This is a genomic window from Mycolicibacter sp. MU0083 (genome assembly GCF_963378075.1).
Lineage (GTDB): Bacteria > Actinomycetota > Actinomycetes > Mycobacteriales > Mycobacteriaceae > Mycobacterium > Mycobacterium kokjensenii.
On the sequence record NZ_OY726394.1, the window covers coordinates 1,832,858 to 1,854,027 of the forward strand.

Annotated in this window: 16 protein-coding genes and 1 pseudogene; 11 read left to right on the forward strand and 6 right to left on the reverse strand. The window is 69.7% G+C overall.

Features of this window, described 5'->3' with window-relative positions:
• Nucleotides 1-18 precede the first annotated feature (18 nt).
• The gene (locus tag RCP38_RS08455) at nucleotides 19-705 is read right to left on the reverse strand and encodes an MBL fold metallo-hydrolase (RefSeq protein ID WP_308476690.1); all 687 of its coding nucleotides are present in this window, start codon (nucleotides 703-705) and stop codon (nucleotides 19-21) included.
• Nucleotides 706-762: 57 nt separating this feature from the next.
• Here RCP38_RS08455 and uvrA point away from each other — a divergent pair, with 57 nt between their 5' ends.
• Nucleotides 763-3,678 (forward strand): excinuclease ABC subunit UvrA, encoded by a 2,916-nt coding sequence (gene uvrA, locus RCP38_RS08460; RefSeq protein WP_308476692.1) that lies wholly within the window; start codon nucleotides 763-765, stop codon nucleotides 3,676-3,678.
• Nucleotides 3,679-3,722: 44 nt separating this feature from the next.
• Here uvrA and RCP38_RS08465 read toward each other — a convergent pair whose 3' ends face one another.
• The 3 genes from RCP38_RS08465 to RCP38_RS08475 all read right to left on the reverse strand — a co-directional run bounded on the left by RCP38_RS08465 (nucleotide 3,723) and on the right by RCP38_RS08475 (nucleotide 5,932).
• A complete protein-coding gene (locus RCP38_RS08465) occupies nucleotides 3,723-4,001 on the reverse strand; it encodes a hypothetical protein (protein ID WP_308476694.1) in 279 nt (92 codons plus the stop codon).
• 506 nt (nucleotides 4,002-4,507) lie between these two features.
• Entirely contained in the window at nucleotides 4,508-5,689 is a 1,182-nt protein-coding gene (locus tag RCP38_RS08470; protein WP_308476695.1) for a winged helix DNA-binding domain-containing protein, read from the reverse strand.
• Between the two features lie 3 nt (nucleotides 5,690-5,692).
• Nucleotides 5,693-5,932, reverse strand: a complete 240-nt coding sequence (locus RCP38_RS08475) for a hypothetical protein (RefSeq protein WP_308476697.1) — start codon at nucleotides 5,930-5,932, stop codon at nucleotides 5,693-5,695.
• Nucleotides 5,933-6,328: 396 nt separating this feature from the next.
• Between RCP38_RS08475 and infC the strand changes: the two genes are divergently transcribed.
• The 4 genes from infC to RCP38_RS08495 are packed head-to-tail and all read left to right on the forward strand — an operon-like array spanning nucleotide 6,329 to nucleotide 8,439.
• On the forward strand, nucleotides 6,329-6,973 hold the full coding sequence (infC, locus tag RCP38_RS08480; protein ID WP_308477126.1) for a translation initiation factor IF-3: 645 nt from the start codon (nucleotides 6,329-6,331) through the stop codon (nucleotides 6,971-6,973).
• A gap of 27 nt (nucleotides 6,974-7,000) precedes the next feature.
• Nucleotides 7,001-7,195, forward strand: a complete 195-nt coding sequence (gene rpmI, locus RCP38_RS08485) for a 50S ribosomal protein L35 (protein WP_308476698.1) — start codon at nucleotides 7,001-7,003, stop codon at nucleotides 7,193-7,195.
• 57 nt (nucleotides 7,196-7,252) lie between these two features.
• Nucleotides 7,253-7,642 (forward strand): 50S ribosomal protein L20, encoded by a 390-nt coding sequence (gene rplT, locus RCP38_RS08490; protein ID WP_308476699.1) that lies wholly within the window; start codon nucleotides 7,253-7,255, stop codon nucleotides 7,640-7,642.
• A gap of 14 nt (nucleotides 7,643-7,656) precedes the next feature.
• The gene (locus tag RCP38_RS08495) at nucleotides 7,657-8,439 is read left to right on the forward strand and encodes a TrmH family RNA methyltransferase (RefSeq protein ID WP_308476700.1); all 783 of its coding nucleotides are present in this window, start codon (nucleotides 7,657-7,659) and stop codon (nucleotides 8,437-8,439) included.
• Here the strand turns inward: RCP38_RS08495 and RCP38_RS08500 are convergent.
• Nucleotides 8,436-9,551, reverse strand: a complete 1,116-nt coding sequence (locus RCP38_RS08500; RefSeq protein ID WP_308476701.1) for an oxygenase MpaB family protein — start codon at nucleotides 9,549-9,551, stop codon at nucleotides 8,436-8,438. The two genes, RCP38_RS08495 and RCP38_RS08500, sit on opposite strands and share 4 nt — an antisense overlap.
• Nucleotides 9,552-9,706: 155 nt before the next feature.
• Between RCP38_RS08500 and RCP38_RS08505 the strand changes: the two genes are divergently transcribed.
• From RCP38_RS08505 to RCP38_RS08525, 5 genes are all read left to right on the forward strand, one after another.
• Nucleotides 9,707-10,612, forward strand: coding sequence for an adenylate/guanylate cyclase domain-containing protein (locus tag RCP38_RS08505; protein WP_308476702.1), 906 nt, complete (start codon nucleotides 9,707-9,709; stop codon nucleotides 10,610-10,612).
• A 142-nt stretch (nucleotides 10,613-10,754) separates the two neighbouring features.
• Complete coding sequence (locus tag RCP38_RS08510; RefSeq protein WP_308476703.1) at nucleotides 10,755-14,903, forward strand: PE family protein; 4,149 nt, start codon at nucleotides 10,755-10,757, stop codon at nucleotides 14,901-14,903.
• A 111-nt stretch (nucleotides 14,904-15,014) separates the two neighbouring features.
• Nucleotides 15,015-16,067 carry a phenylalanine--tRNA ligase subunit alpha gene (gene pheS / locus RCP38_RS08515; RefSeq protein ID WP_308476708.1) on the forward strand — a complete coding sequence of 351 codons (1,053 nt, stop codon included), beginning with the start codon at nucleotides 15,015-15,017 and terminating at the stop codon, nucleotides 16,065-16,067.
• On the forward strand, nucleotides 16,067-18,550 hold the full coding sequence (pheT, locus tag RCP38_RS08520) for a phenylalanine--tRNA ligase subunit beta (protein WP_308476710.1): 2,484 nt from the start codon (nucleotides 16,067-16,069) through the stop codon (nucleotides 18,548-18,550). The genes pheS and pheT overlap by 1 nt, the downstream gene beginning before the upstream one ends.
• 182 nt (nucleotides 18,551-18,732) lie before the next feature.
• Complete coding sequence (locus RCP38_RS08525) at nucleotides 18,733-20,181, forward strand: dihydrolipoyl dehydrogenase family protein (RefSeq protein WP_308476712.1); 1,449 nt, start codon at nucleotides 18,733-18,735, stop codon at nucleotides 20,179-20,181.
• Nucleotides 20,182-20,184: 3 nt separating this feature from the next.
• Here the strand turns inward: RCP38_RS08525 and RCP38_RS08530 are convergent, their stop codons facing one another.
• Nucleotides 20,185-20,748 carry an MDR/zinc-dependent alcohol dehydrogenase-like family protein gene (locus RCP38_RS08530; RefSeq protein WP_308476714.1) on the reverse strand — a complete coding sequence of 188 codons (564 nt, stop codon included), beginning with the start codon at nucleotides 20,746-20,748 and terminating at the stop codon, nucleotides 20,185-20,187.
• Between the two features lie 269 nt (nucleotides 20,749-21,017).
• Here RCP38_RS08530 and RCP38_RS19965 point away from each other — a divergent pair.
• Nucleotides 21,018-21,140 (forward strand): annotated as a pseudogene (locus RCP38_RS19965) (hypothetical protein); the annotation flags it as partial.
• Between the last annotated feature and the right edge of the window lie 30 nt (nucleotides 21,141-21,170).

Here is a 21,170-nt window from a genome sequence, read left to right on the forward strand (position 1 = left end):
GGGGGCGGCCCGGAAGGGTCACCAGCCCCGCTCGCGCCACTCCGCCAGATGCGGCCGCTCGGCGCCCAGTGTGGTGTCGTCGCCGTGGCCGGGATAGACCACGGTGTCGTCGCCGAACCGGTCGAACAACTTGCGGCTGACATCCCCGAGCAGGCGCTCGAAATCGCCTTCCTGCCACGTCTTCCCGACACCACCCGGAAACAGGCAGTCGCCGGTGAACAGCTGCGTCACCCCGCCGGTGGCCGCACCGTCCAACGCCAGCGCCACCGATCCCTCGGTGTGGCCCTGCAGATGGATCACGTCGAAACTCAGGTCACCGACGGTCACGGTGTCCCCGTCGGCCAGGATGCGGTCCGGTGTCACCGGCAGCGGCTCGGCGTCCAGGGCGTGCGCCGCGGTCGGCGCCCCGGTGGCCTCGACCACCGCGGTCAGCGCCTGCCAGTGATCGAAGTGCTGGTGGCTGGTGACGATCAGCGCCACGTCAGGGGCGTGCTCGCGGACCAGCGCCACGAGGTCCTCGGCGTCGTTGGCGGCGTCGATCAACAGTGTCTTGCCGGTGTTGGTGCAGGTCACCAGGTAGGCGTTGTTGTCCATCGGGCCCACCGAGGCTTTGATGATGGACGCTGCGGGCAGGACCCGGCGGGCCGCGGTGCCAGCTTCGACGTGCCCGGTGTAGTCGTCGTCGACCGAGATCTTGGAGGTCATGGCTGCCACGGTACTGGCCGTGAGCTGCGTGTCGGTACCGCCGCCTAGCATGGACGAGTGGCTGACCGGCTGATCGTCAAGGGCGCGCGTGAACACAACCTGCGCAGTGTGGACCTGGATCTGCCGCGCGACGCGCTGATCGTGTTCACCGGACTCTCCGGCTCGGGCAAGTCGTCGCTGGCCTTCGACACCATCTTCGCCGAGGGGCAGCGCCGCTACGTCGAATCCCTGTCGGCCTATGCCCGCCAATTCCTCGGCCAGATGGACAAGCCCGACGTCGACTTCATCGAGGGCCTGTCGCCGGCGGTCTCCATCGACCAGAAATCCACCAACCGCAACCCGCGCTCGACGGTCGGCACCATCACCGAGGTCTACGACTACCTGCGACTGCTCTACGCCCGCGCCGGCACCCCGCACTGCCCGGTCTGCGGTGAGCGGATCGCCCGCCAGACCCCGCAGCAGATCGTCGACCAGGTACTGGCCATGGATGAGGGGCTGCGGTTCCAGGTGCTGGCGCCGGTGGTGCGCACCCGAAAGGGCGAGTTCGTCGACCTGTTCGAGAAGCTCAACACCCAGGGCTACAGCCGGGTGCGGGTCGACGGCGTGGTGCATTCCCTCACCGACCCGCCCAAGCTCAAGAAACAGGAGAAGCACGACGTCGACGTCGTGGTGGACCGGCTCGCCGTCAAGGAATCGGCCAAGCAGCGGCTCACCGACTCGATCGAGACCGCCCTGGGCCTGGCCGACGGCATCGTGGTGCTGGAGTTCGTCGACCGCGACGACGAGCACCCGCAGCGCGAGCAGCGGTTCTCCGAGAAGCTGGCCTGCCCCAACGCCCACCCGCTGGCCGTCGACGACCTGGAGCCGCGGTCGTTCTCGTTCAACTCGCCCTACGGCGCCTGCCCGGAATGCGCCGGCCTCGGTATCCGCAAAGAGGTCGACGCCGACCTGGTGGTTCCCGACCCCGAACGCACCCTGGCCGAGGGCGCGGTGGTGCCGTGGTCGATGGGGCCCACCAGCGAATACTTCACCCGGATGATGGCCAGTCTCGGTGAGGCGATGGGCTTCGACGTCGACACCCCCTGGCGCAAGCTGCCCGCCAAGGCCCGCAAGGCCATCCTGGAGGGCTCCGACGAACAGGTGCACGTCCGCTACCGCAACCGGTACGGCCGGACCCGCTCCTACTACACCGATTTCGAAGGTGTGATGGCGTTCCTGCAACGCAAGATGGAGCAGACCGAATCCGAGCAGATGAAGGAACGCTACGCCGGGTTCATGCGCGACGTACCGTGCCCGGAATGCGCCGGCACCCGGCTCAAGCCGGAGATCCTGGCGGTCACCATGGCCGCCGGCGACTACGGCAGCAAATCCATTGCGCAGGTGTGTGACCTGTCCATCGCGGACTGCGCGGACTTCCTCAACGCGCTGACCCTGGGTGCGCGAGAGCAGGCGATCGCCGGGCAGGTGCTCAAGGAGATCCAGTCCCGGCTGAGCTTTTTGCTCGACGTCGGACTGGAATACCTGACCCTGTCGCGGGCCGCCGGAACGCTCTCCGGCGGTGAGGCACAACGCATTCGGCTGGCCACCCAGATCGGCTCCGGGCTGGTCGGGGTGCTCTACGTGCTCGACGAGCCGTCGATCGGCCTGCATCAGCGCGACAACCGGCGGCTGATCGAGACCCTGGTCCGGCTGCGCGATCTGGGCAACACGTTGATCGTCGTCGAACACGACCTGGACACCATCGCCCACGCGGACTGGATCGTCGACATCGGGCCGGCGGCCGGCGAGCACGGCGGCAAGATCGTGCACAGCGGCCCGTATTCCGAGCTGTTGACCAACGCCGATTCCATCACCGGGGCGTACCTGTCCGGTGCGAAAACCATTGCAGTGCCCGAAAACCGGCGCAAGGCCGACCCCAAACGCCAACTCGGGGTGGTCGGCGCCCGCGAACACAACCTGTCCGGGGTGGACGTGGCGTTCCCGCTCGGGGTGCTCACCGCGGTCACCGGGGTCTCCGGGTCCGGCAAATCCACCCTGGTCAACGACATCCTGGCCACCGTGCTGGCCAACAAGCTCAACGGCGCCCGGCTGGTCCCGGGCCGGCACACCCGCATCACCGGCCTGGATCACCTGGACAAACTGGTGCGCGTCGACCAGTCACCGATCGGGCGCACCCCGCGCTCCAACCCGGCCACCTACACCGGGGTGTTCGACAAAATCCGCACCCTGTTCGCCGCCACCACCGAAGCCAAGGTCCGCGGGTACCAGCCCGGCCGGTTCTCCTTCAACGTCAAGGGCGGCCGCTGCGAGGCGTGCACCGGCGACGGCACCATCAAGATCGAGATGAACTTCCTGCCGGATGTCTATGTGCCCTGCGAGGTCTGCCACGGTGCCCGCTACAACCGGGAGACCCTGGAGGTGCACTACAAGGGCAAGACCATCGCCGAGGTGCTGGACATGTCCATCGAGGAGGCGGCGGAGTTCTTCGAGCCCATCTCCTCGATCCACCGTTACCTGCGCACCCTGGTCGAGGTCGGACTGGGCTATGTGCGGCTGGGGCAGCCGGCGCCGACGCTGTCCGGGGGAGAGGCGCAGCGCGTCAAACTGGCCTCCGAGCTGCAGAAGCGTTCCACCGGGCGCACCGTCTACATCCTCGATGAACCCACCACCGGTCTGCACTTCGAGGACATCGCCAAGCTGCTGGTGGTCATCAACGGGCTGGTGGACAAGGGCAACACCGTGATCGTCATCGAGCACAACCTGGACGTCATCAAGACCGCGGACTGGATCATCGACATGGGTCCGGAGGGCGGTTCCGGCGGCGGCACGGTGGTGGCCACCGGAACGCCCGAGGACGTGCTGGCGGTGCCGGAGAGCTACACCGGCAAGTTCCTCGCCGAGATCCTGGGGGCGGCGGCGAAACCGGCCAAGGCGACCAAGACGGCGAAGGGTCGGCGGAAGACCAGCGCGTAGCGGTTGTCTCCCCGGATGATTCGCGGGTGTCGGGCCGTGTCGACTTACGGAAGCATCTGGTAGAAGCCGTCCCATTCACCGCCACAGGCACCCGGACGAGCACGCGTCCAGACGTCGTTGGACATGCGGCAACTCTGGTCGACTTTGCCCGAATCCGGTGAGCCCACCAAGAGCATGGTGGCTTGAGTCCATCGACTGCCATCGGCGTAGGGGATGCCGGCACACAGACGTCCGGTGTGTATCGGCACATCGCCGCCCGGGCAGTAGTTGTCGCGTAGCGACGGGTGGTGCGGGTCCGGGTCGGCGTGCGCCGGAACAGTCACCGCCAGCGAAACACTCAGCAGACCAAAACCTACGGCGATTGCCTTGAACAACGTTGTCCTTCTCTCGTCCGAGCCTGGGATACGGGGCCGGATCAGTCGGCCTGGCTGTCGTCGGGCAGCAAGCGAAATGCTGGAGCACCGGGTAGCGGGACTATAGCCCGGGAGCCGCGACGGCGAGAGTAAGCACTGCGTCCGTTTCGTACTGTTCGGCCAGTACTGCCGAGACGGCACCGGCCGGGCCGAGACGCAAGTCCTCGCAACGATTTTGGACGATTCGCGCCGCTGGCAATGGTGCGGCCGTGCTGGGATCCGTCGCGTTGACGTTGGCCATCGGACGGAGCGGTCCGGGGTGATGGTCATCTGGAGCTATCGGTCACTGCTTCGGTGACCACCTGGTGGACCTCATCGGCGGAGACGGGGTGCCCAAAGTCCAGCGTGGGGATGTCCCATTCAGCGGGCCAGTGAGAAGCCGTCGGCGTCATATCGTCACGGTATCGGAGCCCGCCTCACCGCCCCGCATTCCCCGCCTTCACCAGCGGCGACGGGAATCGCGGCGGCACCCGCACCCCGTCCAGCCATGCGGTGAGCTCCCGCGCCCGCTGCTCCAACACCGAACGCGCCGCCGCACCCGGATCCTCGAGGAACTGCACCACCACCTCGGCGGCGGCGTTCTGATACCAGCCGCCGACGATTCGGCCGTTCCACCACACCGTCGGCCCGGCGTTGCCGTTGTTGTCGAACAACCGGCCGCGGTGCTCGCCGAGATACCAGTCGCGGTGATACCAGCCCATCGTGGTGACATCGAGGCCCGGCAGCAGCGCACCCCACGGGTCGGGCTCCGGCTCGGGCTCCAGGTCATCGGGCAGGGCATAACCGGGCGTCCCGTGCAGGTCGACCTGCACCGCACCGATCTCGGTCAACGCTTTGCCGACCGCGGTCTTGGTGGTGCCGAACCACCACTTGATGTCCTCGGCGGTGGCCGGGCCGAACGCCCGCAGCCAGGTTCGGATCAGCTCGGCCTGCGCCGGCCCGGCCACCACCGGATCGGCTGCAGAACCGAGCCAGCTTTCCGCCGTCGCCCACCGCGGCCGCGACGACGTCCAACCGCCCTCGTTGGGCCCGCGCACGATCGCACCCTGGGCGCCGAGCACGGTCAGCGCCCGCGGCGCCAGGGGAGTCTCGCCGCCGTAGGCCTTGCCGGGGGCGGGGTTGTAGGTGCCGGCCAGCTCGGGCAGGGCGGCACGCAGTTCGGTGCTGGTGGCCGGGCCGTGCGCATCGAGGTGGGCCAGCACCGCCGCACACGCCCGGGCCAGCCACCGTTCGCCGTCGTCGGCCACACCCGCTTTGACGACATCGGCGATCAGCCGGCGCCGCTCGGTGTCGGCCACCTTGTCGCTGGCGGCGGCCTGCACCAGCGGCAGATCGGCGGGGTCGACCACCCACAACGTGCGGCGCATCGCCAGATGCTTGACCAGCGACCGCTTCTCATACAGGGCGTCGCTCAAATCGGTGACGGCGAACCCCGAGGACCGCGCCCACAACGACAGGTACGGGGTCGCCGGGTCGGTGCCGTGCAGGCCGATCAGCGTCCCGGCAACCTCGGTGATCGAATCAGCCTCGGCCCCCACGGCCAGGAAATGGCGACGCGCCAACCGGTTGCGCCGCTCGGCGACGGTGAAGGTCCGCACCGGTCAGTGCTCACCCTCACGCATCGACTTGCGGATCTGCTCCAGCTTGTCGGCGGCCGCGCGCTGCCGGTCCTCGAACTGCTGCTCGACGCTGCGCCCCGCCGGGGTCTCGGCGTCCAGCTCCCGGGTTCCGATCGAGGTCTGGACGCGACGCTCGATCTTCTCGCGCACCGATTCGAACGTCGGCACGCCGGCGTCGGTGTACCCGGTGTCCGGCTGCGGGTCGCTCGGATCGTCACCCATGGTCGCCACGTTACCGCGGTCGTCAGGGGCGGGGAGGGCGGCGATTCGCCGCTATCGTCACCGCGGACGTGCCGGGGAAGCCGGGAACTATGAGGTGAACTAATCGCCGGTGGCTGGGTCGGCGATGCGCAAGCAGTGCTGAACTGCTGCTAGACTTCCCTACGCGACCGTCCCGGCGTACGCCAGGACAGCAAGTGGAGTTCCCTCCCACCACTAGCTGAGGAGCAATCCTCACAGGCTCAGTGGTCCGGTCGCAGGCGGTGCGAATCGCCTGCTCTGCGCGGTGCGCAGGCGGCTTGACGTTGGTTCAGGCCGTGATCGGTCGGTATGGGCCCTGCTTCGTGCAGGGCTTTTTTGCTGGTGGGTGGGCTTAACGCCGCTGCGTCCGGACGAGCACTGCGGCGGCCGCGACCGAAGACTACCCAAGGAGGTCCCATCAGCACTGAGATCCGCGTCAACGAGCGCATTCGCGTACCTGAGGTTCGTTTGATCGGCCCGGGCGGGGAGCAGGTAGGCATTGTGCGCATCGAAGATGCGCTTCGCGTCGCCGCGGATGCCGAACTCGATCTTGTCGAGGTCGCACCGACCGCCAAACCGCCGGTCTGCAAGATCATGGACTACGGCAAGTACAAGTACGAGGCGGCTCAGAAGGAGCGCGAGTCTCGCAAGAACCAGCAGCAGACCGTCGTCAAGGAACAGAAGCTGCGTCCCAAGATCGACGACCACGACTATGCGACGAAGAAGGGCCACGTGGTCCGCTTCCTCGAAGCCGGGGCGAAGGTCAAGGTGACCATCATGTTCCGCGGCCGTGAGCAGTCCCGGCCCGAACTTGGTTTCCGTCTGCTGCAGCGGCTGGGCGCCGATGTCGCCGAGTACGGCTTCGTCGAGACCTCCGCCAAGCAGGACGGACGCAACATGACGATGGTGCTGGCCCCGCACCGTGGTGCCAAAACCCGTGCCAAGGCGGCAGAAGACGCCGGCGCAGGCTCCGCATCGTCCGCCCCCGCAGCGGAAGCGGACGAGCAGCAGCCCGAGAACTGAACAATCCGATACCAGAACTGAGGAAACATGCCTAAGGCGAAAACCCACAGCGGCGCTTCGAAGCGGTTCCGTCGCACCGGAACCGGCAAGATCGTGCGGCAGAAGGCGAACCGTCGCCACCTGCTCGAGCACAAGCCGAGCACCCGCACCCGCCGTCTGGCCGGCCGCACCGACGTGGCTGCTGGCGACGCCAAGCGCGTCAACGCGATGCTGAACGGCTGACCCCGGCCGCTTTCTGCACTGCAATTCCCTTACGCCCAACGAGAGTAGGAACACCCCATGGCACGCGTGAAGCGCGCAGTCAACGCCCAGAAGAAGCGTCGTACAGTCCTGAAGGCTTCGAAGGGTTACCGTGGCCAGCGGTCGCGGCTGTACCGCAAGGCCAAAGAGCAGCAGCTGCACTCGATGACCTATGCCTACCGCGACCGTCGCGCCCGCAAGGGTGAGTTCCGGAAGCTGTGGATCTCCCGGATCAACGCCGCGGCACGGCTCAACGGCATCACCTACAACCGCCTGATCCAGGGCCTCAAGGCCGCTGGTGTCGAGGTGGACCGCAAGAACCTCGCCGAGATCGCCGTCAGCGACGCTGCCGCGTTCACCGCGCTGGTCGACGTCGCCCGGGCCGCGCTGCCCGAGGACGTCAACGCGCCCGCCGGCGAGGCTGCCTGACCCGAACCGAGCCGATGCTGACCGAACGTTCGGCCCGGGTGGTCGCGGCGGTCAAACTGCATCGGCACGCGGCCAGGAAGCGCGAACAGCGCTTCCTGGCCGAGGGGCCCAATCTGATCGAGGCCGCGATCTCCCGCGGCCTGGTCCTCGAGGTCTTCGCCACCGAGGCGGCCGCCGACCGGCACCACGACCTGCTGACCTCAGCGCAGGTCCCGGTCCGGGCGGTCACCGAGCGGGCGGCGAAAGCACTGTCTGACACCGTCACTCCGACCGGAATGGTCGCGGTCTGTGATCTTCCCCAGCCGCAACTGGCCGAGGTGCTGCCGGGTTCCGGTCTGGTCGCCGTCGCGGTCGGTGTCTCCGAACCCGGCAACGCCGGCACCCTGATCCGGCTGGGACATGCGATGGGCGCCGGCGCGGTGGTGCTGGCCGGCCACAGCGTCGACCCCTACAACGGCAAGTGCCTGCGGGCATCGACCGGAAGCATCTTCGCGGTGCCGGTGGTAGTCGAACCCGACACCGACGCGGTGATCGCCGCGCTGCGCGCCGCTGGCCTGCGCATCCTGGCCACCGCACTCGACGGCGCGGTGGACCTGGCCGACGCCGACCTGACCGCACCTACCGCGTGGCTGTTCGGGCCGGAAGCCCACGGCCTGGCGCCGGAGATCGCCGCAGCCGCCGACCAGCGGGTGCGCATCGAAATGCCCGGCGACGCCGAGAGCCTGAATGTTGCTGCGGCAGCAGCGATCTGCCTCTACCAGAGTTCGCGGGTGCTGGCCGGCTCGGCCCGGCCCTAGGCGACCTTGGGTCGGGGCCGCGACGGACGCGGACGCGGGGCCAGTCCACCGCCGGCGGCCAGCGAGAACGTGTTGTGCATCAACTCCCCGGCCCGCTCGACCAGTTTCATCGCGGGGCTCACCGGCGGCACGTAGTGCATGCCGCTGGAGCGACGCTCTTTCGGCGGACTGCTGAACCACGGCGCCTCGATCGGGGGCGCGTCTTTGGCGATCTTGCCCTGCTCGCGCCGGTAGCCGGCCAGGGCGCGGGGGTGCAACCGGATCTCGTCGGGCACGAACGTGAACGCCATGTGGGCGACCTTGCCGATCAGCCGGAACAGCACCTCGTCGCCGTCGGACCAGCGCAGCCCGGCCTTCTCCCGCACCACCGGCTCGAACAGGCCGGCCGCCACCCACCGTTGTGCGGCCAGCGCCGGACGGAAGATCTGGTCCCACACCGAGGTCGGGATCGGGACGAACCACGGCTTGGGGATCCGGATGTTGAGGATGTCCACGGCGGCCTGGGTCAGTTCCAGCTCGTCTTCGCAGACCCGGTCCCAGTACTCGCAGAAGTCCTCCCAGGACTTCGGAACCGGACGCATGCTCATGCCGTACATCTGGTACCACTGCACGTGCTCGTCGAACAGTTGACGCTTCTCGGCCAGAGTCAGTCCGCCGCAGAAGTATTCGCCGAGCTTGATGATCATCATGAAGAACGTGGCGTGCGCCCAATAGAAGGTGTCGGGGTCCAGGGCGTGATAGCGCCGGCCCTGATCGTCGACGCCCTTGATGTCGCGGTGGTAGTCGCGGATGGCGGCGCCGGTGTGCTGGGCCATCGCCCCGTCGTAGACCACGCCCATGATCGGGTAGACCGAGCGCGTCACCCGCTGCATCGGTTCGCTCAAGATGGTGGAGTGCTCGGTGACGCCGGCGCCCAGGCCCGGATACATGTTCTCGATGGCGCCGATCCAGATGCCCATGATCCCGGTGCGCAGATCGCCGAAGTACTTCCAGGTCAGCGAATCGGAGTTCAGCGGTTTCACGGCGGTGGCGGGTTTGGGGGCGGGCGCTGCGGTGTCGTGCTCGGGGCTTGCGGGCGCCTGCTCGACGGAGGCGGTGGGGGTAACGGTCATCACGTCTCCTGTCTCGAAACCTGAAACTACGATAATTGTGATAACAAGCGTTGTCTACATCCGCTGTGGCGCGTCGCACGCCCGATCGACAGCGTGGCGTGCACCACTTGTGGCGCCGTTGCCGGTGTCCGCGGCGGCCACATACGCTGAGTCGCATGGACCTCGAGCCCAGCCGCCGGCGGGCCGACGAGCTCGGGGAGGCGGTGGAGATGTCCGACGAGTCGAAATCCACGCGCCGCCCCACTTTCTCCCTCGACGAGGCCGCCGCCTGGTTGAACCGCACCACCAACGACGTCCGGGTCGTGGACCTGGTGCGCAAGGTGCGGCGGGCACTGCCCGGCGATCCCGAGTTCGGCGACCCGCTGTCGACCGCCGGCGACGGGGGACCGGAGGCGGCCGCGCGGGCGGCCGACCGGCTGATGGGGGACCGCTCCGCCGCATCGCGAGAGGTCAGCCTGGGTGCCCTGCAGGTCTGGCAGGCGCTGAGCCAGCGGATGTCGCGGCCGCCGGGCAATCCCGAGTCGACGCTGGTCTTCACCGACCTGGTCGGCTTCTCCACCTGGTCGCTGCAGTCCGGTGACGACGCCACCTTGACCCTGCTGCGCCGGGTGGCGCGGGCGATCGAGCCGCCGATGCTCGATGCCGGCGGCCGGATCGTCAAACGCATGGGCGACGGGCTGATGGCGGTGTTCCGCGACCCGCTGGTGGCCGTGACCGCGGTGCTGCAGGCCCAGGAGGCCATCGGCACCGTCGAGGTCAACGGGCACACCCCGCGGATGCGGGTCGGCATCCACACCGGCCGGCCGCAGCGGTTGGCCGACGACTGGCTGGGCGTGGACGTCAATATCGCCGCCCGCGTCATGGAGCGCGCCGCCAAGGGCGGAATCGTGGTTTCCGGGCCGACTCTGGAACGGATCGATCCCGCCGCGCTGGAGGAGCTGGGAGTGGTTGCCAAGCGGGCGCGCCGTCAGGTGCTCGCCGCCAAGACCAGCGGCGTCCCGGCCGATCTGACCATGTTTCGGCTCAAGACGGTTCGCCAGAGCCCGGTCGACACCGACTGATCACCCAACGTTGAGGTTCCGGGGGCCGCAGGCAATCCGTTCTACGAGTGGATGAACCCTGTTCCTTGGAATACCCTGCGGTGAGCAACGTAACTATTTGACCGGTTCTACACAGGTCGTCTTAACGCAGAAGCGGGGAATCATGTCAGGTCGGCAGTACCGTCGGAACAACGGTCGCAAGGTGAATCGGCTGGTGGGTGCCGGTAGCACGGTGGCGGCGTTCCTGGCGTTCGGCATGGCCCCGCTGGCCTCGGCGCCCGCGGCGCACGCCGACTGGGACTTCGACTGGCTCGATGACCTGTTCACGCCGGTCTCAGACTCGGCCGTCGGCTGGGACAGCAACGCTTGGAACCTCGACTCGTGGTTCGACGCGGTGCCCGGCAGCGCGGCCGAGACCAGCGCTTTCGACATGTCGTCGATCTTCAACGACCTGGTCTACCAGCCCATCTACACGATGGTGGACTCGTTTATCGACAACCCGGCCAACTCCTGGTTGATCGAGATGATCAACGACTGGGCCCCCGAGGGCCAGATCTACCTCGGTGACGGTGCCGACGGCACGGCCGAGAACCCCGACGGTGGCGCGGGCGGTATCTGGTTCGGCAGTGGCGGTGCCGGTTTTGACGGCCAGGCCGGTGAGGACGGCGAAGACGCTATTGCACCTGGCGACGGTGGCGCCGCCGGCATGTTCGGCAACGGTGGTGCCGGCGGTGCGGGCTGGGACGGTCAGGACGGCGGTGCCGGCGGTGCCGGCGGCAGCATCATGGGCATCGGTGGCGCCGGCGGTGACGGCGGTCTGGGCGGCAACGGCGGCGACGGTGGCGCAGCGATGGGCTGGCTGTTCGGTATCGGTGGCGCCGGTGGCGCTGGTGGTGCGGGCGCAGCCGGTGAACAGGGCGATGTCGGCTCTTGGACCGATGGCGGCACAGGAGTCGGCGGCGTTGGCAACGACGGCGGTAACGGCGGTAACGGCGGTAAGGGCGGTGACGCCTCGAAGTCGTTGTTCGGAACCGGTGGTGCCGGTGGTGCCGGTGGTGCCGGCGGCGAGGGCGGCCAGGGCGGCACCGGTGCCGCGGGCGACGAGGACCACCGCGACGGTGGTGACGGCGGCAACGGTGGTGTCGGTGGCTCGGGCGGCAAGGGTGGCGCGGGTGGCGCCGGTGGTTCGCTGGGCAACGACGGCGCGGCCGGTGAAGACAGCGAGATCAACGGCAACGGCGGCATGGGCGGCACCGGTGGTGTCGGTGCCGACGGCGACGACACCAATGAAGCAGGCAACGGCGGTAACGGTGGTGTCGGCGGCGACGGCGGTAAGTACGGCAACGGCGGAACCGGTGGTACCGGCGGTGCCGGTGGTGTCGGTGGGACCGATGGCAACAACCATGCCGGTGGCGATGCATCCGTCGGTGGCACGGGCGGCAACGGTGGTGCCGGCGGCGCCAGTGGCACCGCGGCGGGTAATGCCGGTAACGGTGGTGTCGGCGGCGTCGGCGGTGCCGGGCACGCGGGTGTCAAGGGCACGAACGGCACTCACGCTACTGGCGACGACGGTGCCAACGGTGGTGATGGTCAGCAGGGCCACGCCGGCTTCGACGGCGGAAAGGGCGGCAATGGTGGGGCCGCTGGCGAACTGAAGAACGACGACGGCGAAGAAGGTGTGGCCGGTAACGGCGGCGACGGCGGTGCCGGTGGCGCGGTCGGTGCCGGCGGTGACGGCGGGAACGGGGCCAACGGCACTTGGGATGACGGAACCGGTGCCGGCGGCAACGGCGGCCAGGCGGGTGAGAACGGCACGATCGCGGGCAACGGTGGCGCGGGTGGCAAAGCGGGCGGCGAGGGCGCCGAAGACGGCAACACCGGTGCCGCTGGCAGCGACGATCCCGACGAGGCCAGTAAGGGCGGTAACGGCGGTAACGGTGCCGCCGGCGATGCCGAGCATCACGACGGTGGCGACGGCGGCCAGGGTGGCGATGGCGCCTTCGGCGGCGACGGCGGCACCGGTGGTAACGGCGGTAATGCGTTCGCCGGTAGCAACGGCAAGGGCGGCAATGGTGGCGACGGCGGCCAAGGCGCTGACGGTGCCAACGAGCCCGGCGCCAAGCCCAGTGCTGGCGGTAACGGCGGCGCGGGCGGTAACGGCGGCGACGGCGATGGTTCCGGTGCAGGTGGCAACGGCGGTGCCGGTGGTAACGGCGGCAAGGGCAGTACCGGTGTTGACGGGACCTGGGAGAACGACGGCACCGGTAGCGGCGGCGACGGCTACAACGGCGGTAACGGTGGCGCGGGTGGTGCCGGTGGTGGTTCCGAGTCCGGCACCAACGGCAACGGCGGCAAGGGCGGCAACGCTGGCGATGGCGGCGACGGCGGTGACGGCGCCAAGGGCGACTGGGCTCAGCTAGGCCCGAACGGTTACGGATCTGGTGGCACCGGTGGCAACGCGGGCGATTACGGAAACGTCGGTGCAAGCGGTGCCGCGGGCACCGGTGGTGAAGACAGCACCGAGGGCACAGATGGTGGAGATGGCGCCCCTGGAAAGGCGGGTACCGGCGGTACCGGTGGCGACGGCGCCGACGGCACTGAGACGCACTGGAGCGGCGGTGCCGGTGGAACCGGTGGTGCCGGTGGCGTGCACGGTACCGGCGGTACCGGCGGCAACGGCGGTGACGCTTACAACGACCCCGACACCAACATCGACCGCGCGACCACCGGCGGCAATGGCGGCGTCGGCGGTAAGGGCGGTGCCGGTGGCACCGAAGCGGGCGATGGCGGCGTAGGCGGTAACGGTGGTGACGGTGCCAAGGGCAGCCAGTACGGCGGCAACGGCGGTGCCGGCGGCGTGGGCGGCGCGGCTCTCGCGGACAACGCAAAGGGCGGTACCGGCGGTGACGGCGGTGCAGGCGGCACCGCGACCGGCTGGAAGTCCGGCGGCGACTGGGGCATCGACACCTTCCCCGGCAAGTACTTCGCTGATGGCACCATCCTGGGCATCTCCGGCAACGGCGGTGCCGGCGGTGCCGGTGGCGCGGCTATCGGCGATGGTGCACACGGTGGTGACGGTGGCAGTGGTGGCGACGGTGGCTCGGCCGCCGGCGATGCCGGTACCCGGGTGATCTGGGGCGGCAACGGCGGCGCCGGTGGTGCCGGCGGCGTTGCCACGGCACCCGCCGACGATGACGAGGGCGACGACACCGGTGACACCGGCGGCGAAGGCAACGCCGGGGAGACCGGCGACGGCGACGACGGTGACAACGCGGGTGGTGGCGACGGCGACAGCGACGCCCCGACCTTCACCTCCGGCAACGGCGGCAACGGCGGACAAGGTGGCGACGGCGGCAAGGGCACCATCACCGGCGGCAGCGGCGGAGCCGGCGGTAAGGGCGGCGCCAGCGACGATGGCGACGGCGGCAAGGGCGGCAACGGTGGCGCCGGCAATACGGCCAGCGGCTGGAACGACTCCAACGGCGACCTGGCCGGCAAGGGCCAGATCCTGTCCTTCAACGGTGCCGGCGGTGCCGGTGGCGCCGGCGGTAACGGTGGTGCCGACGGTGGTGCCGGCGGCAACGGTGGCGCCGCAGCATCGGGCTCCAACAGCGCCAACATGTTCAGCTCCGGTGGTGTCGGCGGTGCCGGTGGAGCCGGCGGCAACGGCGGCAGCGGCGATGGCGGCCTCGGCGGTAACGGCGGCAAGGGCGGCGACGGCACCTGGCGCGCCCAGAACGGTGGCGTCGGCGGGGCCGGCGGCAACAGCGAGACCGGTGACGGCGGTAACGGCGGCGACGGTGGCGCGGGCGGCAAGCTGCTGACCGGCGGCGGCAAGGCGCCCACCAACGGCGCCGCGGTCACGGTCGGCAACGGCGGCAACGGCGGCAACGGCGGCAGCAGCACCGGCGAGGACACCACCGGCAACGGCGGCGATGGCGGCCAGGGCGGCAAGGGCGGCAACGGTATCGACAAGATCAACGGCGGTACCGGTGGTACCGGCGGTACCGGTGGTAAGTCCGGCGACGTCGCGGGTGAGGCGGCCGACAAGCCCGTCGCACCCACCAACACCACCGGCGGCGAAGGCACCGACGGCGGCGCCGGCGCACAGTACGAAGCGCCCGACGACGACGGTGACGACGATGGCGGTACCGGTGGCGGCACCGAGGACGGTGGCGGCACCGAGGAGGGCGGCGGCACCGAGGAGGGCGGCGGCACCGAGGAGGGCGGCGGCGACGACACCGGCGGCGGCGCCGAGGAGGGCAGCGGCGACAACACCGGCGGCGGCACCGAGGACAAGAGCGGCAGCTAGCTTCCGGCCGACCGAAGGCCCCGCACACCGTGCGGGGCCTTCGTCATCAGGCGATAAGATCGACGCTTGCGTCTCAACCCAAGCCACAGCTAGCAAGGAGAGTCTCGTCGCGTGGGCGAACAATCAGTCGACCCGTCCGTCGTCTCCGACGAGACCCTGACCGCGGCGCTGCATGCCGCGCAGGCCGCGTTCACCGCGGCCGCCGACCTGGATGCGTTGGCCCAGGCCAAGACCGAGCATCTCGGTGACAAGGCGCCGCTGGCCCTGGCGCGCCAAGCCCTGGCCAAACTCGACAAGGCCGACCGGGCCGACGCCGGCAAGCGCGTCAACGCCGTGCGCACCGACGCCCAGCGCGCCTACGACGACCGGCTGGCCGCACTGCGCGCCGAACGCGACGCCGCCGTGCTGGCCGCCGAGAGCATCGACGTCACCCTGCCCTCGGCGCGCAAGCCCGTCGGCGCCCGACACCCCATCACCATGCTGGCCGAGCACGTCGCCGACACCTTCATCGCGATGGGCTGGGAACTGGCCGAAGGCCCCGAGGTCGAAGCCGAACACTTCAACTTCGACGCCCTGAACTTCCCCGTCGACCACCCGGCCCGCAGCGACTCCGACACCTTCCACATCGCGCCGCACGGATCCCGGCAACTGCTGCGCACCCACACCTCCCCGGTGCAGATCCGCGCCCTGCTGGCCCGCGAACTGCCCGTCTACGTCGTCTCCATCGGGCGGACCTTCCGCACCGACGAACTCGACGCCACCCACACCCCGGTGTTTCACCAGGTCGAGGGGCTGGCGGTGGACCGCGGCCTGACCATGGCGCACCTGCGCGGCACCCTGGACGCCTTCGCGCGTTCGGAGTTCGGCCCGGCCGCCAAGACCCGCATCCGGCCGCACTTCTTCCCGTTCACCGAACCGTCGGCCGAAGTCGACATCTGGTTCGAGGGCAAGAAGGGCGGACCCGGCTGGGTGGAATGGGGCGGCTGCGGCATGGTCCACCCCAACGTGCTGCGTGCCGTCGGCATCGACCCCGAGGAGTACTCCGGCTTCGCCTTCGGGATGGGCCTGGAGCGCACCCTGCAATTCCGCAACGGCATCCCCGACATGCGCGACATGGTCGAAGGTGACGTCCGGTTCTCGGTTCCGTTCGGAGTGGGTGCCTGATGCGTATTCCCTACAGCTGGCTGAAAGAAGCCCTGGTTGCCGGTGCGCCCGGCTGCTCGGATATCAGCGCCGACGAACTCGAGCAGGCGCTGCTGCGCATCGGCCACGAGGTCGAGGCGGTGCACACCCTGGGGCCGGTGACTGGCCCGCTGAAGGTCGGCCGGGTCGCCGAGATCGAGGAACTCATCGAGTTCAAGAAGCCGATCCGGTTCTGCCGCGTCGACGTCGGCGAGGACCAACCCCGCGACATCGTCTGTGGCGCCAGGAATTTCGCCGTCGGCGACCTGGTGGTGGTGGCTTTGCCGGGCGCGGTGCTGCCCGGTGACTTCGCCATCGCCACTCGCAAGACCTACGGTCGCACCTCCGACGGCATGATCTGCTCGGCCTCCGAGTTGGGCATGAGCAACGATCACTCCGGCATCATCGTGCTGCCCGCCGGCACCGCCGAACCCGGTGCCGAGGGTCAGCAGGTGCTGGGCCTCGACGACGTGGTCTATGAACTGGCCATCACCCCCGACCGCGGCTACTGCATGTCGGTGCGCGGCCTGGCCCGTGACCTGGCCTGCGTGCTGGACCTGGACTTCGCCGACCCGGCCGCCGTGGCGGCCCTGCCCGCCGACGGCGAGGCGTGGCCGCTGAGCGTGCAACCGGGCACCGGCGTGCGGCGGTTCGCGCTGCGCAGCGTCACCGGCATCGACCCGGCCGCGGTGACCCCGTGGTGGATGCAGCGCCGCCTGACGCTCTGCGGCATCCGGGCGATCTCCCCGGCCGTGGACGCCACCAACTACGTCATGGTCGAACTCGGCCACCCCATGCACGCCCACGACCGGGCCCGCATCAACGGCGGATTCGGCGTCCGCTTCGCCACCGCGGGGGAGACCGTCACCACCCTCGACGACATCGAACGCAAGCTGGAACCCGCCGACGTGCTGATCGTCGACGACGTCGCCACCGCCGCGATCGGCGGCGTGATGGGTTCGGGCAGCACCGAGATGCGCGACGACTCCACCGACGTGCTGCTGGAAGCCGCGATCTGGGATCCCGCCGCGGTGTCGCGGACCGCGCGGCGACTGCATTTGCCCAGCGAGGCCGCCCGCCGCTACGAGCGCTCGGTGGACCCGGCCATCTCGGTGGCCGTGCTGGACCGCTGTGCCACGCTGCTGGCCGAGATCGCCGGGGGCGTCATCGGATCCGGGCTGACCGACTGGCGCGGTGAGCCGCCGGTGACCGATTGGCGTCAGGCGCCCATCGAGATCCCCGCGGACCTGCCCGACCGGTTCGCCGGGGTGGACTACCCCGACGGCACCACGGTGCGACGCCTGACCCAGATCGGTTGCGACGTAGCGGTTTCCGGGTCGACGTTGACCGTCACCCCGCCGAGCTGGCGGCCGGACCTGCGTCAGCCCGCCGACCTGGTCGAAGACGTGCTGCGCCTGGAGGGCCTGGAGTCCATCCCGTCGGTGCTGCCGACCGCACCGGCCGGGCGCGGCCTGAGCGCGGTGCAGCGCCGCCGCCGCGCGGTCGGCAAGTCGCTGGCGTTGGCCGGCTACGTCGAGGTGCTCACCACGCCGTTCATGCCCGCCGGAGTCTTCGACACCTGGGGGCTGGCCGACGACGACCCGCGTCGCGCCACCGTCTCGGTGCTCAACCCGCTGGAATCCGACCGGCCCCAGCTGGCCAGCACCCTGCTGCCGGGCCTGCTGGAATCCTTGGGCCGCAACGTCTCCCGCGGCATGTCCGATGTGGCGCTGTTCACCATCGCCCAGGTGGTGCAGGCCACCGGGCAGGCCGAATTCCCGGCCGTCACCGCCACCCGGCGGCCCACCGAGGCCGAGATCGCCGGGATCGACGCCGCGCTGCCCAAGCAGCCGCAACACGTCGCCGTCGCCCTGACCGGCCTGGCCGAACCCCGCGGACCGTGGGGACCGGGACGGCCAGTCGAGGCCGCCGACGCCATCGAAGCCGCCCGGGTGATCGCCCGCGCCGCCGGCGTCGAGGTCACCCTGCGCGCCGCCGCCCGGCTGCCCTGGCATCCGGGCCGCTGCGCAGAGGTACTGGTCGGCCAGACCGTGATCGGCTACGCCGGACAGTTGCACCCGGCCGTCATCGAGCGCGCCGGGCTGCCCAAGGGCACCTGCGCGGTCGAGTTGGACCTGGACGCCGTCCCGCTGGCCGCGACGCTGCCCGCCCCGCGGGTGTCGCCGTTCCCGGCGGTCTTCCAGGACCTGGCGCTGGTGGTCGACGAGACCGTGACCGCGGCATCGGTGGCCGACGCGGTGCGTGAGGGCGCCGGCGAACTGCTGGAGGACATCGCGCTGTTCGACGTCTACACCGGCCCGCAGGTCGGTGAGGGCCGCAAGTCGCTGGCGTTCGCGCTGCGCTTCCGGGCCGCGGACCGGACGCTGACCGAGGACGAGGCCAGCGCGGCCCGCGACGCCGCCGTCGCCCGCGCCGGCGAGGCCGTCGGCGCCGCCCTGCGCTAGGCCGGGACCCTTTCTTTGGCGCGACCGCGCGTGGCCTCCCTTTGGCGCGAGCGTGCGTGTCTGTACACGACACGCCGCGGCCAGACGTACAACTGCGCACCCTCGAGGCCTATCGGAGCCTGACAGATTCCGGCATGCTGAGGGCATCACGCGTCACCGACCGCTGAGGGGGAGACGGCCCGATGACCCAGCCCGACAGCTACGACGTCATCATCCTCGGGGCCGGACCGGTGGGGGAGAACGTCGCCGACCGCGCCCGAACCGCCGGATTGACAGTCGCGATCGTGGAACGTGAACTCGCCGGCGGCGAATGCTCCTACTGGGCGTGTGTACCCAGCAAGGCGCTGCTGCGCTCGGTACTCGCACTCGCCGACGCCCGCCGGACCGCCGGCGCCCGCGAGGCCGTGACCGCCCCGATCGATGCCGCCGCGGTGCTCAAACGCCGTGACTACTTCGTCGGCGATTGGGACGACGCCGGGCAACGGGACTGGATCGGCAGTATCGGTGCCGACCTGATCCGCGGGCACGGGCGCCTCGACGGGCCACGCCGCGTGGTGGTCACCACCGGCGATAACGCCACCGTGACGCTGACAGCACGGCACGCGGTGGTGATCAGCACCGGAACCGGCGCGGCACTGCCGGACCTGCCCGGCATCGCCGAAGCCCGGCCGTGGACCAATCGTGAAGCGACCGCCGCCACCTCGGTTCCCAACCGGCTCGCGGTCGTCGGCGCCGGCGGGGTGGGCGTCGAAATGGCCACCGCCTGGCAGGGTTTGGGCTCAAGGGTCACGATGCTGGTACGCGGATCGGGACTACTGCCGAAGATGGAACCCTTTGTCGGCGACTACGTCGCCCGCGGACTGGCCGAGGCCGGCGTGGAGGTGCGCACCGGGGTCTCGATCACCGCGCTGCACCGACCCGACCCCAATGGTCCGGTGCGCCTGGACCTGAGCGACGGCGGCGACCTCGTCGTCGACGAAGTGCTGTTCGCCACCGGCCGCAGCCCGGCCACCGCGGATATCGGCCTGGACACCGTGGGCCTGACACCCGGGAACTGGCTGGACGTTGACGACACCTGTCGGGTGCGGGCCGTCGACGACGGGTGGCTGTACGCCTGCGGCGATGTCAACCATCGGGCGCTGCTGACCCACCAGGGCAAATATCAGGCCCGCATCACCGGCGATGCGATCGGTGCGCGGGCCGCCGGGCGGCTATTGGACACCGAACCGTGGGGCGCATACGCGGCCACCGCCGATCACCACGCGGTGCCGCAGGCGTTCTTCACCGATCCCGAAGCCGCCGCTGTCGGGCTTACCGCCGCGCAGGCCGAACAGGCGGGACACCGGGTGCACGTGGTGGACGTGGAGATCGGCGACGCGGTGTCCGGGGCGACGCTGCACTCCGACGGGTATCGCGGGCGGGCGCGCATGGTGGTCGACGCCGACCAGCAGTACCTGCTCGGTGTCACGTTCGTGGGCCCCGGCGTCGTCGAAATGCTGCACGCGGCCACCATCGCGGTAGCCGGGCAGGTGCCGATCGGTCGGCTGTGGCATGCCGTGCCGTGTTTCCCGACGGTCAGCGAGGTGTGGCTGCGACTGTTGGAGGCCTACCGGGATTCCGGGCCGGCGTGACTGCTATGCCTCGGCGACGCGCAGCACAACCTTGCCTTTCTTGCCGTGTTCGGCGGTGCGGGCGAACGCCGCTTCGAACTGATCCAGCGGAAAGACGCTGTCGACCTGCGGCTGTAGCTCCGGCAGTGCCCTGAGCTGCGCGCCGTCCGGCTCCACAATGAAGTACTGCGCGCCCGGAGCTTCGGCCGCGACTGTGACGATTCGTGCGGCCCTGTCGGCACTACGGGTGAGCGACTTCCCGCCGGCGGTGTCGAAGAGCAGGTCACATGCCTCACCTTCTTCGACCAGAACCGCTCCGAGCTGCCGTGCGAGAGAGGCGGCGATGTGTCCGACTCCGCCATGTGCGCCGGTGATCAGTACCCGCTCGCCCGCTTTGAGTAGGCCGTGGACGACCAGCCCCTGCCACGCGGTGGTCCCGGTCATCGGGAGCGCCGCGGCTTGTTCATAGCTGAGTGCCGACGGTTTTGGCGCGAGCAAGGATCGCGGTATCGCGGTCCATTCGGCGGCGACGCCGTCGCGATCGAACGGTGTCAGCGCGATGACCTCCTCGCCTGTCGACTCGACCACGCCGCACAGCTCATGGGAGGGAATCGCAGGCAGCCGATCGGTCGACCAGGTCAGCTCATCCCGTGTGATAGCAGCGCATGGACACGAACGAGCACTTCGTCCGGAGCCGGCTCCGGTCGGGCAATCTCGTCAAGCCGCAACCCGTCAGAATGCTGGCGTAGGGCTTTCATCGAATACTCCTTCGCAGCCGGGATGTCCTGACAGAAATCACACTACGGAACCAGGCCCTTTTGGTGGGCGCAGTGCGTAACCGCGGCTAATAGGCGGGTTCCACCATCGCCGCCGGCCGGGTGCCGATCGGCCGGCTGTGGCATGCGGTGCGGTGTTTCCCGACGATCAGCGAGGTCTGGCTGCGGCTGTTGGAGACCTACCGGGATTCCACGGTGGGGTGAGCGTCGGATACGGTCAGTTATCCGGTGGCG